General features: G+C 64.1%; 11 protein-coding genes. 8 read left to right on the plus strand and 3 right to left on the minus strand.

Annotated features, from left to right (window positions below):
• Window positions 1-43 precede the first annotated feature (43 nt).
• The 8 genes from ACCD07_RS21375 to ACCD07_RS21410 all read left to right on the plus strand — a co-directional run bounded on the left by ACCD07_RS21375 (window position 44) and on the right by ACCD07_RS21410 (window position 11,509).
• Window positions 44-1,315 carry an ABC transporter substrate-binding protein gene (locus ACCD07_RS21375; RefSeq protein WP_413448496.1) on the plus strand — a complete coding sequence of 424 codons (1,272 nt, stop codon included), beginning with the start codon at window positions 44-46 and terminating at the stop codon, window positions 1,313-1,315.
• Window positions 1,316-1,375: 60 nt separating this feature from the next.
• Window positions 1,376-2,401 (plus strand): LacI family DNA-binding transcriptional regulator, encoded by a 1,026-nt coding sequence (locus ACCD07_RS21380; protein ID WP_176652011.1) that lies wholly within the window; start codon window positions 1,376-1,378, stop codon window positions 2,399-2,401.
• Between the two features lie 75 nt (window positions 2,402-2,476).
• Window positions 2,477-3,790, plus strand: a complete 1,314-nt coding sequence (locus ACCD07_RS21385) for a glycoside hydrolase family 5 protein (RefSeq protein ID WP_413448497.1) — start codon at window positions 2,477-2,479, stop codon at window positions 3,788-3,790.
• Window positions 3,791-3,799: 9 nt separating this feature from the next.
• Window positions 3,800-5,164, plus strand: a complete 1,365-nt coding sequence (locus tag ACCD07_RS21390) for a GH1 family beta-glucosidase (RefSeq protein ID WP_413448498.1) — start codon at window positions 3,800-3,802, stop codon at window positions 5,162-5,164.
• Between the two features lie 98 nt (window positions 5,165-5,262).
• Window positions 5,263-7,785, plus strand: coding sequence for a glycoside hydrolase family 3 N-terminal domain-containing protein (locus ACCD07_RS21395; RefSeq protein ID WP_176652008.1), 2,523 nt, complete (start codon window positions 5,263-5,265; stop codon window positions 7,783-7,785).
• A gap of 21 nt (window positions 7,786-7,806) precedes the next feature.
• Entirely contained in the window at window positions 7,807-9,096 is a 1,290-nt protein-coding gene (locus ACCD07_RS21400) for a sugar MFS transporter (protein WP_176652007.1), read from the plus strand.
• Window positions 9,097-9,258: 162 nt separating this feature from the next.
• Entirely contained in the window at window positions 9,259-10,833 is a 1,575-nt protein-coding gene (locus tag ACCD07_RS21405; RefSeq protein WP_413448499.1) for an oleate hydratase, read from the plus strand.
• A gap of 52 nt (window positions 10,834-10,885) precedes the next feature.
• Window positions 10,886-11,509, plus strand: coding sequence for a 2OG-Fe(II) oxygenase (locus tag ACCD07_RS21410; RefSeq protein ID WP_413448500.1), 624 nt, complete (start codon window positions 10,886-10,888; stop codon window positions 11,507-11,509).
• 15 nt (window positions 11,510-11,524) lie between these two features.
• Here the strand turns inward: ACCD07_RS21410 and ACCD07_RS21415 are convergent, their stop codons facing one another.
• The 3 genes from ACCD07_RS21415 to ACCD07_RS21425 form a co-directional block, all read right to left on the minus strand.
• Window positions 11,525-11,989 carry a hypothetical protein gene (locus ACCD07_RS21415; RefSeq protein WP_413448501.1) on the minus strand — a complete coding sequence of 155 codons (465 nt, stop codon included), beginning with the start codon at window positions 11,987-11,989 and terminating at the stop codon, window positions 11,525-11,527.
• Window positions 11,990-12,247: 258 nt separating this feature from the next.
• On the minus strand, window positions 12,248-12,715 hold the full coding sequence (locus ACCD07_RS21420) for a DUF1854 domain-containing protein (protein WP_176652003.1): 468 nt from the start codon (window positions 12,713-12,715) through the stop codon (window positions 12,248-12,250).
• A 9-nt stretch (window positions 12,716-12,724) separates the two neighbouring features.
• A complete protein-coding gene (locus ACCD07_RS21425) occupies window positions 12,725-14,998 on the minus strand; it encodes an ABC transporter ATP-binding protein (RefSeq protein WP_413448502.1) in 2,274 nt (757 codons plus the stop codon).
• Between the last annotated feature and the right edge of the window lie 233 nt (window positions 14,999-15,231).

A 15,231-nucleotide genomic window follows, 5' to 3' on the forward strand; every position in this document is an offset into this window, starting at 1 on the left:
AAGATAAAAAGCGCCGGGACACACCGGCGACCAAGGAGACTGGATGACCAAGCAATGCACGGCCGGCGCGCGCGCCGCCCCTTCCCTGTTGACGACGCTGTCGCTGTCCCTGCTGCTGACGGCGGCCGGCGCCAGCCAGGCCGCGGCGGCCGGGCCGAAGGCGGAGGTGATGCATTGGTGGACGTCCAGCAGCGAATCGGCCGCGGTGCGCAAGTTCGCCGAGGCCTACCGCGCGGCGGGCGGCGTCTGGGTCGACACTGCCGTGGCCGGCGCGGACCAGGCCAAGGCCGTGGCCATCAACCGCATCGTCGGCGGCAATCCGCCGACGGCCGCGCAGTTCAACACCACCAAGCAATTCCGCGACCTGATCGACCAGGGTTCGCTCAACAACGTCGACGATATCGCCGCGCGCGACAAGTGGGACCAGCTGATGCCGGGGCCGATGCTGGACGTGATCCGCGTCAAGGGCCATTACTACGCGCTGCCGGTCGACATCCACATGTCGACCTGGATCTGGTATTCGAAGGCCGCGTTCAAGAAGGCCGGCATCGCCACAGAGCCGGCCACCCCGGACGAGCTGTTCGCCGCGCTGGACAAGCTGAAGGCGGCCGGCGTGGTCGGCCTGGCGCACGGCGGCCAGCCGTGGCAGGAGAACATCCTGTTCCAGGCCATGCTGGCCAATGTCGGCGGCAAGGAGCTGTACCTGCGGATCCTGCGTGACCGCGATCCGAAGGCGCTCAATTCCGAGGCGTTCAAGAAGGTGCTGCTGGCCTTCAAGCGCCTGCAAACCTATGTCGACGCCGGCTCGCCCAACCGCAACTGGAATGACGCCACCGCCATGCTGATCAGCGGCAAGGCCGGCGTGCAGATCATGGGCGACTGGGCCAAGGGCGAATTCGCCGCCGCCAAACAGAGCGCGGGCAAGGACTACGGCTGCATCGCCGGCCTCGGCCCGGCCGTGCCCTACCTGATCCAGGGCGACGCCTTCGTGTTCCCGAAAACCGCCAATGCCGACGCGGTCAAGGCGCAAAAGCTGCTGGCCACGACCATGCTGGCGCCGGCCGCGCAGCTGGAGTTCAGCAAGCTCAAAGGCTCGCTGCCGGTGCGCAGCGATATCGACGTGTCGTCGATGGACGCCTGCGCGCAGGCCGGCATGGCCATCATGAAGGACAAGTCGCGCCAGGTGGGCATGATCGAAGTGTTCCTGACACCGGACCAGAACGGCGCGCTGCAGGACGTGCTGACGGCGTTCTGGAATACCCGCATGCCGGTTGAGAAAGCGCAGAAAAGCATAGCCTCGGCGCTGCTGGACTAGCCGTGGCAGGTCGTGATGCGGTATCCTTGCCGCCGCATAGACTGAACGGATAAGGTAAACGTGGCAACTATCAAAGACGTAGCCCGCCTGGCGGGAGTAGGCCTCGGCACCGCGTCGCGCGTCATCAGCGGCAAGGGCTCGGTGTCGCAGGACACGCTGGAAAAAGTGCGCAAGGCGATCGAGGAGCTGGATTTCCGGCCGTCGCACGCGGCGCGCTCGTTGTTGTCGGGCAGCTCGCAGATGATCGGGGTGTACATCCCGTATCTGAGCGGGACGTTTTACACGCCGATCCTGCAGTCGATTTACACGGCGCTGCGCGAGGCCGGCCTGAACATGGTGGTGGCCTTCGGCGTCGGCGACGGCAACGCGCGGCAACAGGCGGTGGATGGCGTGAACTTCCTGATCGAGCGCGGCAGCGACGGCTTGATCGTGATGAGCAATTCGCTGGAGGACGAGGATTTTGTGGCGCTGGGACCGTACCAGTCCAAGGTGGTGGTGATCAATCACGATTTCGCCAGCATCCCGGAGCAGTGCTTCACGGTCGATCACGACGCGGGCGGGCGGCTGGCGGCACGCACCTTGCTGGAGCTGGGCCACCGGAAGATCGCCGTGATCGCGGGCCGCGCGGCCGCGCCGGACAACCAGACGCGTATCGCCGCGTTCATGGAGGAGCTGGCGGCGGCGGGCATCGATACGGCCGGGGTGTGGATGGAGGACGGCCAGTTTTCGCCGGAGGGCGGCAGGGAGTGCGCGGAGCACCTGCTGGCATCGGGCTACGAATTTACGGCGCTGTTTTGCGCCAACGACGAGATGGCGGTCGGCGCCTTGTCCTGCTTGCACCGGGCCAGGGTGGCGGTGCCGGAGCAGGTGTCGGTACTGGGATACGACGACACGCACAGCGCGGAATTCACCGCGCCGGGCTTGACCAGCGTGCATATCCCGTGGAGTGAAATGACCTTGAACGGCTTGAACTATCTACTGAACCAGTGCTACGAAATGGACCGTCCGGTCGAGCGCGATTACCGCTTGCACGTGACGGAACGGGCCTCGCTGGCAAGGGCGCCGGGCACAGGTAAAGAAGAGTAAAAATCAGGGTATGCGCTGGCCGCATGCTCTTTTTTTGCAGTATATTGGAAACGATTCCACAACCGGAGGCGCTGGATGCATACAACAAGATTGCTGAGGTCCGCATGGCTGGCGACGACGCTGCTGGCGGCGCTCGCCCATGGCCAGACGGGCGGGACGCCTGCGCAGGCGCAGCCAAGTCTGCCGATGCTGCACACCGAAGGCAGCAAGTGGCTGGCGGCGGACGGCAGCCAGCCGGCGCTGCGCGGCGTCAATCTCGGCAATTACCTGATCCAGGAGTTCTGGATGATGGGGCAGGGCAGCGCCGGCGTCGACGACCAGTGCAAGCTGGAGGCGGTGCTGGACAAGCGCTTCGGCTACGCGGAACGCGAGCGCCTGTACCGGCTGTATCGCGACAACTGGATCACCACGCGCGACTGGGACATGCTGCCCAAGCTGAACCTGAACCTGGTGCGCCTGCCGTTCATCTACAGCGTCATCGAAGACGAAAAGAACCCGCGCCACCTGCGCGCAGACGCCTGGCGCTATCTGGACAACGCCATCGACGAAGCCGAGAAGCGCGGCGTGTACGTGATCCTCGACCTGCACGGCGCCGTCGGCAGCCAGGGCTGGGAGCACCACAGCGGCTGCGCCGGCAAGAACAAATACTGGGACACGCCGGAGTATCAAGAGCGCACCATCTGGCTGTGGCAGCAGATCGCCGCGCGCTACAAGGACCGCGGCGCCGTCGCCGGCTACAGCATCCTCAACGAACCATGGGGCACCACGCCGGAAAACCTGGCCGTCGTCATGGGCACGCTGTACCAGGAAATCCGCAAGGTCGACCGGAACCACGTCATCATCCTGCCGGGCCACAGCAAAGGCATAGACGGCTACGGCAAACCGTCCGAGCATGGCCAGGTCAACGTGGCGTTCGAGATGCATCCGTATCCCGGCCATTTCGGCTGGGGCAAGCCCGGCGTGGCCGTGCACCGCGACTGGCTGCGGTGCGGCCCGACGGGGAAGACCGGCGTCTGCGAATGGAAGGCCAGGCAGGAAGGCCTGAACACCGCCTACTTCATCGGCGAGTTCCAGCCGTGGGCCTTCATGGGCGCTGAACTGGGCGGCCAGGTCACGCGCGTCACCTACGACACCTACGTCGCCAACGGCTGGGCGTCGACCGCCTGGGCCTACAAGCTGGTGTCCAACAAGGGCGGCCAGGGCAAGGGCACCTGGGGCCTGGTGACCAACGCGCCGGGCGCAAAGATTCCCAAGCTCGATTTCAACAAGGCCTCGCTGGCCGAGATCGAAAACCTGTTCCGCCTGTTCGGCAGCGTGCCGTACGAGCCGCAGCAAACCGCCATCAAGTGGATGAACGCCAAAGTCCCGCCTACCCCCTTCGCACAATAATAACCAACTATGACCATGATTCTTACCGACCTGCCTACGGCGATCCAGCGTTCCGATTTTGCCAGCGACTTCCTGTGGGGCGTGTCGACATCGGCCTACCAGATCGAAGGCGCGGCAGCCACCGACGGCCGCGTGCCATCGATCTGGGACACCTTCAGCGAAACCCCGGGCAAGGTGCGCGACGGCTCGACCGGCGCGGTCGCCTGCGATCACTATCATCGCTGGGAAGAAGACCTGGACCTGGCAAAGTCGATGGGCTGCAACTCCTACCGTTTTTCGATCGCGTGGACGCGTATCTTCAACGGCGTGGACGCGGAACCGAACGCCAAGGGACTGGAGTTTTATTCGAAGCTGGTGGACGGCATGCTGGCGCGCGGCCTGCAGCCGTGGTGCACGCTGTACCACTGGGACCTGCCGCAGTACCTGCAGGACCAGGGCGGATGGGAAAACCGCGCCACCATCGACGCCTACCTGCAATATGTCGACGTCATGACCAGACACCTGGGCGGTCGCATCAAGCATTGGATCACGCACAACGAGCCATGGTGCACGGCCATGCACGGCAACTGGGACGGCATGCATGCGCCAGGCAAGAAGAGTTTGCCGATCGCGCTGCAGGTGTGCCACAACGTGCTGGTGTCGCATGGCCTGGCCGTGCCGCTGATCCGCGCCAACGTGCCGGGCGCGCAGGTCGGCATCGCACTGAGCCTGCATCCGGTGAAGGCCGCCTCCAGCAGCGCAGCCGACCAGGAAGCCGTGCTGCGCCACGATGCGCTGCGCAACCGCTGGTTCCTCGATTCGTTGTACGGTCGCGGCTATCCTGAACAGGCGTTGCAATTGGTCGGCAAGGACGCGCCGCAGGTGCTGCCGGGCGACATGGACGCCATCGCCGTCAAGATGGATTTCCTCGGCGTGAACTACTACTTCCCGGAAGTGGTGACCGACGCGCCGGACCAGTATCCGCTGCGCACCTCCATCGTGTATCCGCAGGACCGCCAGCGTACCGACTTCGGTTGGGAGGTGTCGCCTGAGGGGCTGGTCGATCTGCTGGAACGCATCGCGCGCGACTACCCGACCGGAGACCTGTACGTGACCGAGAACGGTTCGTCCTACGACGATCACCTGTCGGCCGACGGCAGCGTCGACGACACCGCGCGCCGCGACTACCTGATCCGCCACCTGGCGGCGATGCGCGACGCCATCGGCGCCGGCGGCAGGATCAAAGGATATTTCGCCTGGAGCCTGCTGGATAACTTCGAATGGGCGGAGGGCTACCTGCGCCGCTTCGGCCTGACCTATATCGACTACCCGACACAACGCCGCATTCTCAAGCAAAGCGGCCAGTGGTACAGCGCCTTCCTGCAAGGCGAGTAACCGTCATTCCCGCGCAAGCGGGAAACCATACTCAGCATGGGTTCCCGCTTGCGCGGGAACGACGAGCTGACAATTCAAATAACGGAGACAAGCACCTAATGAACAATCAAAACCACATCCTGCGCCGCGCCGTATTGGCCGCCACGCTGGCGCTGGGCGCCTCCAGCATCGCCGCCGCGCCGTCGGCGCCGTTGAAAGACTGGCCGCACATCACCAGCGCCGTCAAGCAGGACAAGGCCATGGAGGCGCGCATCAAGGAGATCGTCGCCGGCATGACGCTGGCGCAGAAGATCGGCCAGATGACGCAGCCGGAAATCAAATTCAGCACGCCGGAAGATATCCGCAAGTACTACATCGGCTCCGTGCTGAACGGCGGCGGCAGCTGGCCGGACGGGAACAAGCACGCCAGCGCGGCGGACTGGGTCAAACTGGCCGACGCCTACTACGACGCCTCGATGAGCACCGACATGAAAGTGCAGATCCCCGTCATCTGGGGCATCGACGCCATGCACGGCAACAGCAATATGTACGGCGCCACGCTGTTCCCGCATAACATCGGCCTCGGCGCCGCGCGCGACGCGAAGCTGATCGGCGAGATGGCCAGGTCGGTCGCCAAGGCGGTGCGCGCCACCGGCATCGACTGGGTGTTCGCGCCGACGCTGGCCGTGGTGCGCGACGACCGCTGGGGGCGCACCTACGAAAGCTTCTCCGAAGATCCGGCCATCGTCAAGGACTATGCGGGCGTCTACGTCAAGGGACTGCAGGGTGACCTGAAGGGCGACGGCACCGTGGTCGCCACCGCCAAGCACTTCATCGGCGACGGCGGCACCGCCGAGGGCAAGGACCGCGGTGAGAACCACTCGACGATGTCGGAGATGATCAACATCCACGCGCAGGGCTACTACCCGGCGCTGCAGGCCGGCGTGCAGACGGTGATGGCGTCCTTCAACAGCTGGAACGACGTCAAGGGCGGCGTCGACCACGGCAAGATGCATGGCAGTAAAGAGCTGCTGACCGACGCGCTGAAAACCAAGATGGGCTTCGATGGCCTGGTCGTCAGCGACTGGAACGCCATCGCCGAAGTGCCCGGCTGCGGAGAAGACAGCTGCGCCGCTTCGATCAACGCCGGCGTCGACCTGGTGATGGTGCCGGAAAAGTGGAAGACCTTCATCGCCAACACGATTGCGCAAGTGGAGAAGGGCGAGATCCCGATGTCGCGCATCGACGACGCGGTGACCCGCATCCTGCGCGTGAAGCTGCGCGCCGGCCTGTTCGATGGCAAGAAGCCATCGCAGAACGCCTACGCCGGCAAGCAGGAAACGCTGCAGGCGCGCGACCTGGCGCGCCAGGCGGTGCGCGAATCGCTGGTACTGCTGAAGAATAACGGCGGCGTTTTACCGCTGGCGCGCGGCAGGAAGATACTGGTGGTCGGCAAGAGCGCGGACAACATGGCCAACCAGTCCGGTGGCTGGTCGCTGACGTGGCAGGGTACCGACAACAAGAACAGCGACTACCCGTTCAGCGACACCATCCTGGCCGGCATCCGGGACGCCGCCGGCAAGGACAACGTCACCTTCAGCGAAAACGCCGCCGGCGTGGACGTCTCCAAATTCGACGCCGTGATCGCGGTCATTGGCGAGACGCCGTACGCGGAAGGCGACGGCGACATCGGCCCGGCCGGCACGCTGCGCGAGTCCGGCCGCCATCCCGAAGACCTGGCGGTGCTGCAGGCCGTGTCGGGCAAGGGCAAGCCGGTGGTGACGGTGCTGCTGTCCGGCCGCCCGCTGTACACCAATGACCTGCTGAACCTGTCGGACAGCTTCGTCGCGGCCTGGCTGCCCGGCACCGAGGGCAAGGGCGTGTCCGACGTCCTGTTCCGCAAGGCGGACGGCAAGGTCAACGCGGACTTCCGCGGCAAGCTGTCGTTCTCGTGGCCGAAGTCGGCCTGCCAGTCGCCGCTCAATGTCGGCGATGCTTCGTATGATCCGCTGTTCAAATTCGGCTACGGCTTGAACTACGCCAGCAAAGCGACCGTGCCGGTGCTGGACGCGAGCTTCCCCGCAGGCGGCTGCGGCAAGACCACGTCCATGTCGGTGTACAGCCCGACGGACCGTTCGACCTACGCGTTGTACGTCACCAGCGGCGACAAGCGCGTGCCGCTGGGCGCGGACCTGAACGCCGTGTTCAACCTGCCGACCGTCAAAGTCGAAACCGCGCAGATCAACACCCAGCAGGACGCCAAGCGCCTGACCTGGACCGGTCCGGCGAAGCTGGAGGCACAATCTTCCAAGGCCTTGAAGGTGCCTGCCTTCGCAAGTACTGACGGTGCACTGCAATTTGATGCTATCGTGTCGGCTGCGCCGGCGGGCAAGGTCAATATCGGTATCGAAACCACCGAGTTGGATGCCGGTGCCGTGTTCCAGCGTTTGGCCGGCAAAGGCAAGCAGACGGTCAAGATTCCGCTGTCGTGCTTCACCGCCAAGGGACTGGTGCCGGCGGCTTTGAGCACGCCGTTCAGCGTGGCCGCCGATGCGCCGTTCGCGGCGACGTTCGCCAACATCCAGATCGTTGGCGGCGCCGCCAGGGACAAGGATGCGCTGGCGTGCGGCGACTTTAAATAAAAATCAGGAGAAAGTAAAAGCATGGAACATTATTCGCAAGCTGCCCCGGTTGCGGGCAGCCAATCGCAGGCCGGCGGCAACACCGGTCCGCTGGTCATCGTCACCATCCTGTTCTTCATGTGGGGCCTGCTGACGTCCCTGAACGACGTGCTGATCCCGCACCTGAAGGCTGTCTATACATTAACCTACGTGCAGGCCATGCTGGTGCAGTTCTGCTTCTTCGGCGCCTATTTCATCGTCTCGCTGCCGGCCGGTATGCTGATCAAGAAGATCGGCTACCAGCACGGCGCCGTCGCCGGCCTGACCATCGCGGCGGCCGGCTGTGCGCTGTTCTATCCGGCGGCGACCAGCGGCTACACGCTGTTCCTGATCGCCTTCTTCGTGCTGGCAGGCGGCATCACCATCCTGCAGGTGGCGGCCAATCCATACGTGACGGTGCTGGGCGATCCGCAGACGGCATCCAGCCGCCTGACGCTGACCCAGGCCTTCAACTCGCTGGGCACCACCGTGGCGCCTACGCTGGGCGGCATGCTGATCCTGGCCGGCGGCGTGTTGAGCGCGGCCGACCTGGCCAAGCTGCCCGCTGTCGAGCAGGCGGCCTACCACGCCAAGGAAGCGTCCAGCGTGCAGGGTCCTTACCTGGTGCTGGCGCTGGCGCTGCTGGCGCTGGCCGTGCTGTTCGCGTTCGCGCGCCTGCCGAAGATCGTCGACGCTGAACAACCAGGCGGCGAGAGCGCCGGCTGGTCGGCCGTGCTGAAGCACCGCCACCTGGTGCTGGGCGCCGTGGCGATCTTCCTGTACGTGGGCGGCGAGGTCAGTATCGGCAGCTTCCTGATCAACTTCATGGGCGACCCGAAAGTGATGGGCCTGGCGGCCGCCGACGCGGCGCCGTTCGTCAGCTACTACTGGGGCGGCGCGATGATCGGCCGTTTCATCGGCTTCGCCGTCATGCGCTCGGTCAGCCCGGGCAAGGCGCTGGCCTTCAACTCGGCGGCGGTAATCGTGCTGGTGCTGGTGGCGATCTTCAGCGGCGGCCACCTGGCCATGTGGTCGATTCTGGCGGTCGGCCTGTTCAACTCCATCATGTTCCCGACCATCTTCTCGATGGCGCTGAACAAGCTGGGTCCATTGACCGGCCAGGGTTCGGGCGTGCTGTGCATGGCGATCGTCGGCGGCGCGCTGGTGCCGTTCGCGCAAGGCCTGCTGGCCGATAACATCAGCCTGCAGCTGTCGTTCCTGGTGCCGGCCGCGTGCTACACCTTCATCCTGTACTTCGGCCTGAAATACGCCAATATGTATTCGGAAAAATAATCCGCCCGGCGCGGTGGTTGTGGAAGGCTCCCTGCGGGGAGCCTTTTTTTATCGGAATTTTGACCTGCCTCATGGAGTTGATGCCTTCGGGTAATGTGCGACATTTTTGACAGCTCGTGCAGCACTATCATGGCAACTCTATCCAATAAAAAGGGCGGTTCCATGAGCAATCCCATCAAAGCATACCTGGTCGGCGGCGGTATCGGTTCGCTGGCGGCGGCCGCGTTCATGATCCGCGACGGCGGTATCGCCGGCGCCAGCATCACCATCTTCGAGGCCATGCCGGTGGCCGGCGGCAGTCTCGACGGCGGTGGCGATGCGGACACCGGCTATACGCTGCGCGGCGGCCGGATGCTCACCACCGACAACTACGAATGCACGTGGGACCTGTTCAAGAGCATTCCGTCGCTGGAGCATGAAGGACTAAGCGTCTACGACGAGACCATCGCCTTCAACCAGATGCACCAGTCGCATTCGCAAGCGCGCCTGGTCGACCGCAACCGCTTCCGCGTGAACGTGACGTCGATGGGGTTCTCCATGCAGGACCGCACCGAGCTGCTGGCGCTGGCCGAAGCCGATGAGGAAACACTCGGCAACAGCGCCATCACCGATTGGCTATCGCCGGAATTCTTCGACACCAAATTCTGGTACATGTGGGCCACCACGTTCGCCTTCCAGCCCTGGCACAGCGCGGTGGAGTTCAAGCGCTATCTGCACCGCTTCATGATGGAGTTCTCGCGCATCGAGACGCTGGCCGGCGTCAAGCGCACCGTCTACAACCAGTACGATTCGCTGGTGCGGCCCTTGCAGGATTGGCTGCAAAAGCAGGGCGTGCAGGTGGTCCACAACTGCAAGGTGGACGATATCGCCGTGATGGAGGAGGGCGGCACGTTGACCGCGACCTCGCTGCGCTGCGTGCGCAACGGCGAAACCGAAACCATCGCCGTCGGTCCGCATGACCTGGTGTTCTTCCAGAACGGTTCGATGACCGATGCGTCGAGCTACGGCAGCATGCACAGCGCCCCGCCCAAGCTGGACAAGCGCGACAGCCAGGGCTGGGCCTTGTGGGAAAAGCTGGCGGTGGACCGTCCGCAGTTCGGCAATCCGGCGGCGTTCAATTCCAGCATTCCCGAATCGTGGTGGGAGTCGTTCACCGTCACGCTGAAGGATCCCGCGTTTTTCAACAAGATGCAGCAGTTTAGCGGCAACGTCGCCGGCACCGGCGGCCTGGTGACGTTCAAGGATTCGAACTGGCTGCTGTCGGTGGTGCTGGCGCACCAGCCGCATTTCGCGGGCCAGCCGGAGGGCGTGCAGGTGTGCTGGGGTTATGCGCTGCATCCGGACCGCATCGGCGACTTCATCGCCAAGCCGATGGCCGATTGCAGCGGCGAGGAAATCCTGCGCGAGCTGTGCGGACACCTGAATTTCGACATGGCGGAAGTATTCGCCGCGGCGAACTGCATACCGTGCCGCATGCCTTACATCACCAGCATGTTCATGCCGCGCTTTAAGAGCGACCGTCCGCTGCCGGTGCCGCCGAACTCGCGCAACCTGGCCTTTGTCAGCCAGTTTGTCGAGGTGCCGGAAGATGTGGTGTTCACGGTCGAGTATTCGGTGCGCGCGGCGCAGATGGCGGTCTACCAGCTGCTCGACATCAAACGCGAGGTGCCGCCCGTCAGCCACCATGATCAGTCGCTGAAGGTGAAATTCGACGCGGCCGTCAAGGCCTTCAAATAAGGCGATCCACGGCGGCACGCGGGTGTTACCATGGTCGTTCACCAGGAGTCCCATGCCTATCGAACTCCCCACCCCGGCCGCCGGCCTGCATCAACTGACGCTGGATGGACTGGCCTTGCATGGCTGGTCGCAGCAGAATCTGTTTTTATCCGATGAACTGACGCTGGCGCTGGCCGACGAATGCCGTGTCGAGGCGGCGGAGGGCGCGCTGGCGTTCGCCGCCGTCGGGCGTGGTGCCGCGCAGGCGGTGCGCGCGGACATACGGGGCGACCGCATCCTGTGGCTGGAGGCGGGCCGCTCCGATGCCTGCGACCGTTATCTGGCGATCATGGAATCGCTGCGCCTGGCGCTGAACCGGGAGTTCTTCCTGGGGCTCGACAGCTACGAAAGCCACTTCGCGCTGTACGCGCCCGGCGCCGCCTACCACAAGCATCTGGACCGTTTTCAGGATGACGATTTGCGCACCGTCTCGGTGGTGATTTATCTGAACCCGGATTGGCGGCTGGAGCAGGGCGGCGCCCTGCGTCTGCATCCGCTGGACGCGCCCGTCAACGACATCGCGCCGATGGGCAGCCGGCTGGTGTTGTTCCTGTCGGCCGACATGCCGCATGAAGTGCTGCCGGCCACGCGCGACCGTCTGTCGCTGGCCGGCTGGTTCCGCCGCCGGCCGCACTAGATTTTGAGATACGGCTCAGGCCAGCGCGCTCATTAGTTTCTGCATGGGTGTCAGCGGAATCAGCGAGTCGGTTTCGTCGATTTCCAGCATGACATCGTTGTACGCGACTGCGCGTAGTGGTTCAATTTCTTCCGAATCGGTCTGCCTTGCCTCGTGTAGCAGATGTTGGATCGCGGCAGCGTCGAGGTTGTCGGACTTGGCGATCAGCGCCGCGTACTTTCGGACGTCCGAATGTAGTGCGGCGATTTTTTCCGCCGGTCTTATGGCGAAATTGAGAATGCCAAAAATGGCAAACGCGGCCATCATCCACGTGGCGGCCATCGGCATTTGCGCGGCAATTGCAGCAATCGCGCTGCTGCCGGCCAGCATGCTTATAAATGTTAAGGTAGTCTGAATCCGTCGATAGAAGCGCACGCTGCGCTGGCCGACGCGCTGGGCATAGCGCAGTTCAATCTGCAGTTGCTCCTTGTCTGGTTTCATCTTAATCCCCTTTCTTCGGCTGAGGCTGCTTTGGTCGAGGCTTGGGCTTCTTGCGCTTCGGTTTTGGAATCGAGCGAGGCGGCACAAAGGATTTCGGTTCCGGGAGTTTCATTGTAGGCCCTTCCTGCCCGTATCGACGGGCGCACGATTCCATCATGCGGGCGCTTTTTGAGGCCGCCTTGTGCTGTATCAGGAGTATGCCGGGCTGGGCCGGTGAGGAGGACGCCGCCGGAAACAATCCGGCGACGGCTGACGCGCTTACAGGAAGCGGTCGAGGATTTTCTTGCTGTGCTTGTCCAGCTCGCGCACGTCGCGGATCAGGTAGTGGATGCCGTGGATGTCGGAGACCAGCAGCGTGTCCACCGTCAGGCGGCGGATGTCCTCCTCGCCGCGCAGCACGAACTCGGTGTCGCCGCGGTCGGTCGCCACCGACCAGGTGCACGGCGTGGCGTAGCTGGTCACGCTGTTGATGCGCGCGATCTCCGGCATGAACTCGCGTCCCGACAATTCCTCGCGTACCAGCTCGCCCTGCGCCGCCGGCAGGTCTTCGATGCGGTCGATCCAGCCGACTTCCTTGCCGTCGGTGCTGACCAGCGCGATGCCGTCGGTCGGCGCCTGCACCGGGAAGGCGCGCACCGGCGCCACGCCTTCGTGCACCACGCCCTCGGTGGTGGTCAGCACCAGCCGGCCGAAGGGATTGCGTACCAATTCAAATTTGCTCGTCATAGTGTTCTCTTATTCCTTGCTGCCGCTGTCGTCCAGATCGGTGTCGACGTTGCGGGCCTGCGCCTGGTACAGGCGGTAGTAGGCGCCTTCGCGCGCCATCAGGTCGTCGTGCGCGCCTTCTTCCACCACCACGCCGCGGTCGAGCACCACCAGGCGGTCGGCCTTCTGCAAGGTCGACAGGCGGTGCGCGATGGCGATCGTGGTGCGGCCCTGCACCAGGTTTTCCAGCGCGCGCTGGATCTCTTTCTCGGTCTCGGAATCGACCGAGGAGGTGGCTTCGTCGAGGATCAGGATCTTCGGATCGATCAGCAGCGCGCGGGCGATCGAGATGCGCTGGCGCTCGCCGCCGGACAGGCCCTGGCCGCGCTCACCGACCATCGAGTCGTAGCCCTGCGGCAGGCGCAGGATGAACTCGTGCGCATGCGCGGCGCGCGCGGCGGCGATGATTTCGGCGCGGGTCGCGTCCGGCTTGCCATAGGCCAGGTTCTCGGCGATGGTGCCGAAGAACAGGAACGGCTCCTGCAGCACCAGGCCGATGTTGCGGCGGTAGTCCGACACGGCGAACGAGCGGATGTCGACGCCGTCGAGCATGATCGCGCCTTCGGACACGTCGTAGAAGCGGCAGATCAGGTTGACCAGGGTCGATTTGCCGGAACCGGAATGGCCGACCAGGCCGATCATTTCGCCGGCCTTGATATCGAGGTTGATGCCGCGGTTGACGGCGCGGTTACCGTAGCGGAAGCCCACTTCGCGCAGGGTGATGTTGCCGTCGACCTTGGCCAGCTTGACCGGATTGGCCGGTTCGGGCACCGACGACACGTGGTCGAGGATGTCGAAGATGCGCTTGGCGGCCGACGCCGATTTCTGCGTCACCGAGACGATGCGGCTCATCGAGTCGAGGCGGCCGTAGAAGCGGCTCGAATACGCGATGAACGCCGACAGCACGCCGACGGTGATGTGGCCCTTGGACACCTGGTAGATGCCGAACACCCAGATCACCAACAGCCCCAGCTCCGTCAGGAACGACACGGTGGGCGAGAACAGCGACCAGATTTTATTCAGCTTGTCGTTGACGGCCAGGTTGTGCTTGTTGGCGGTGCGGAAGCGCGCCGCTTCGCGCGACTCCTGCGCAAACGCCTTCACCACGCGGATGCCGGGGATGGTGTCGGCCAGCACGTTGGTCACCTCGCCCCACACGCGGTCGATCTTTTCGAAGCCGGTGCGCAGGCGGTCGCGCACCACGTGGATCAGCCAGGCGATGAACGGCAGCGGCAGCAGCGTGAAGATGGCCAGCCACGGATCGATGGAGAACAGGATCACGCCGGTCATGATGATCATCAGGCAGTCGGACGCGAAGTCGAGCAGGTGCAGCGACAGGAACACGCAGATGCGGTCGCTCTCGCTGCCGATGCGCGACATCAGGTCGCCGGTGCGCTTGCCGCCGAAGTATTCCAGCGACAGGCGCAGCAGATGGTCGTAGGTCTCGGTGCGCAGGTCGGCGCCGATGCGCTCCGACACCAGCGCCAGCACGTAGGTCTTGCCCCAGCCCAGTATCCACGCCAGCACGGCCGACGCCACCAGGCCGGACATGTACAGCGCCACCATCATCGGATCGACCGCCTTGCCGTTCTGGTAAGGGATCAGCACATTGTCCATCAGCGGGATGGTCAGGTAGGGCGGGATCATGTGCGCGCCGGTCGACAGCAGCATCAGCGCGAAGCCGAAGCCCAGCGGCAGCTTGTACGGCTTGGCGAAGCGCCACAGGCGGAACAGGGTCCAGGTCGACGGCGGCGTGTAGACCACCTTGGTGCAGATCGGGCATTCCTCCTGCTCGGGTTCGAGCGGCGCCTTGCAGCTCGGGCAGATGTTTTTCTCTTCGCGCAGCACCGGCACGCCGGTGGCGTGGCTGTCGCGGTGGGCGTCGAACTGCTCGACCAGGCGGATCGCCTGCAGGTTCTGGCCCAGCGTGAAGCGCCAGGCGCCCAGGCGGCCGCCGGCGTTGATCAGTTCCAGGTGGCCGACGCCGGCGTGGTCATGGTGTTGGAGCGCCAGGTCGTGGTCGAAGGGCCAGCTTTGCCAGTCGTTGCGGCCCGGCGCGCGCGCCAGGACGCGGGTGCCGGTGACCAGAATTATCCCCTTGGAAAAACGAAGTTGTTCATCCAAGTCAACCTCCAGGGCACTTACAACGTTTTCCCCTTGGGAAAGTTGTGCCTGTATCTCGGAACGCCAGCGCTCAGGTAGCTCGCTCTGGCTGGAGTTGGAGGAAAGTTGTTCTGTTGTCATCGTGCAGCGTACTCCGGCGGAGAAAAGGTGGAACAAAAGGTGGAACTAGTAGGTGTTGCGTCTGATATAACTGCTTTATTTACGGTATTCTGTCAGTTGTTACATCCTTGACAGAAATCAAGATGAACCAGTGTTTTGTTGGCGGCAAGTATAACGCACACGCAGGGACGGCCAAATGCAATTTGGCTACCAGTGGTGGTACAGAGGTTAAAATACGGCGCGGGCTGGCCACG

The sequence above is a fragment of the Duganella sp. Dugasp56 genome, assembly GCF_047304105.1.
In the GTDB taxonomy this organism is placed as follows: Bacteria; Pseudomonadota; Gammaproteobacteria; order Burkholderiales; family Burkholderiaceae_D; genus Rugamonas; species Rugamonas hordei.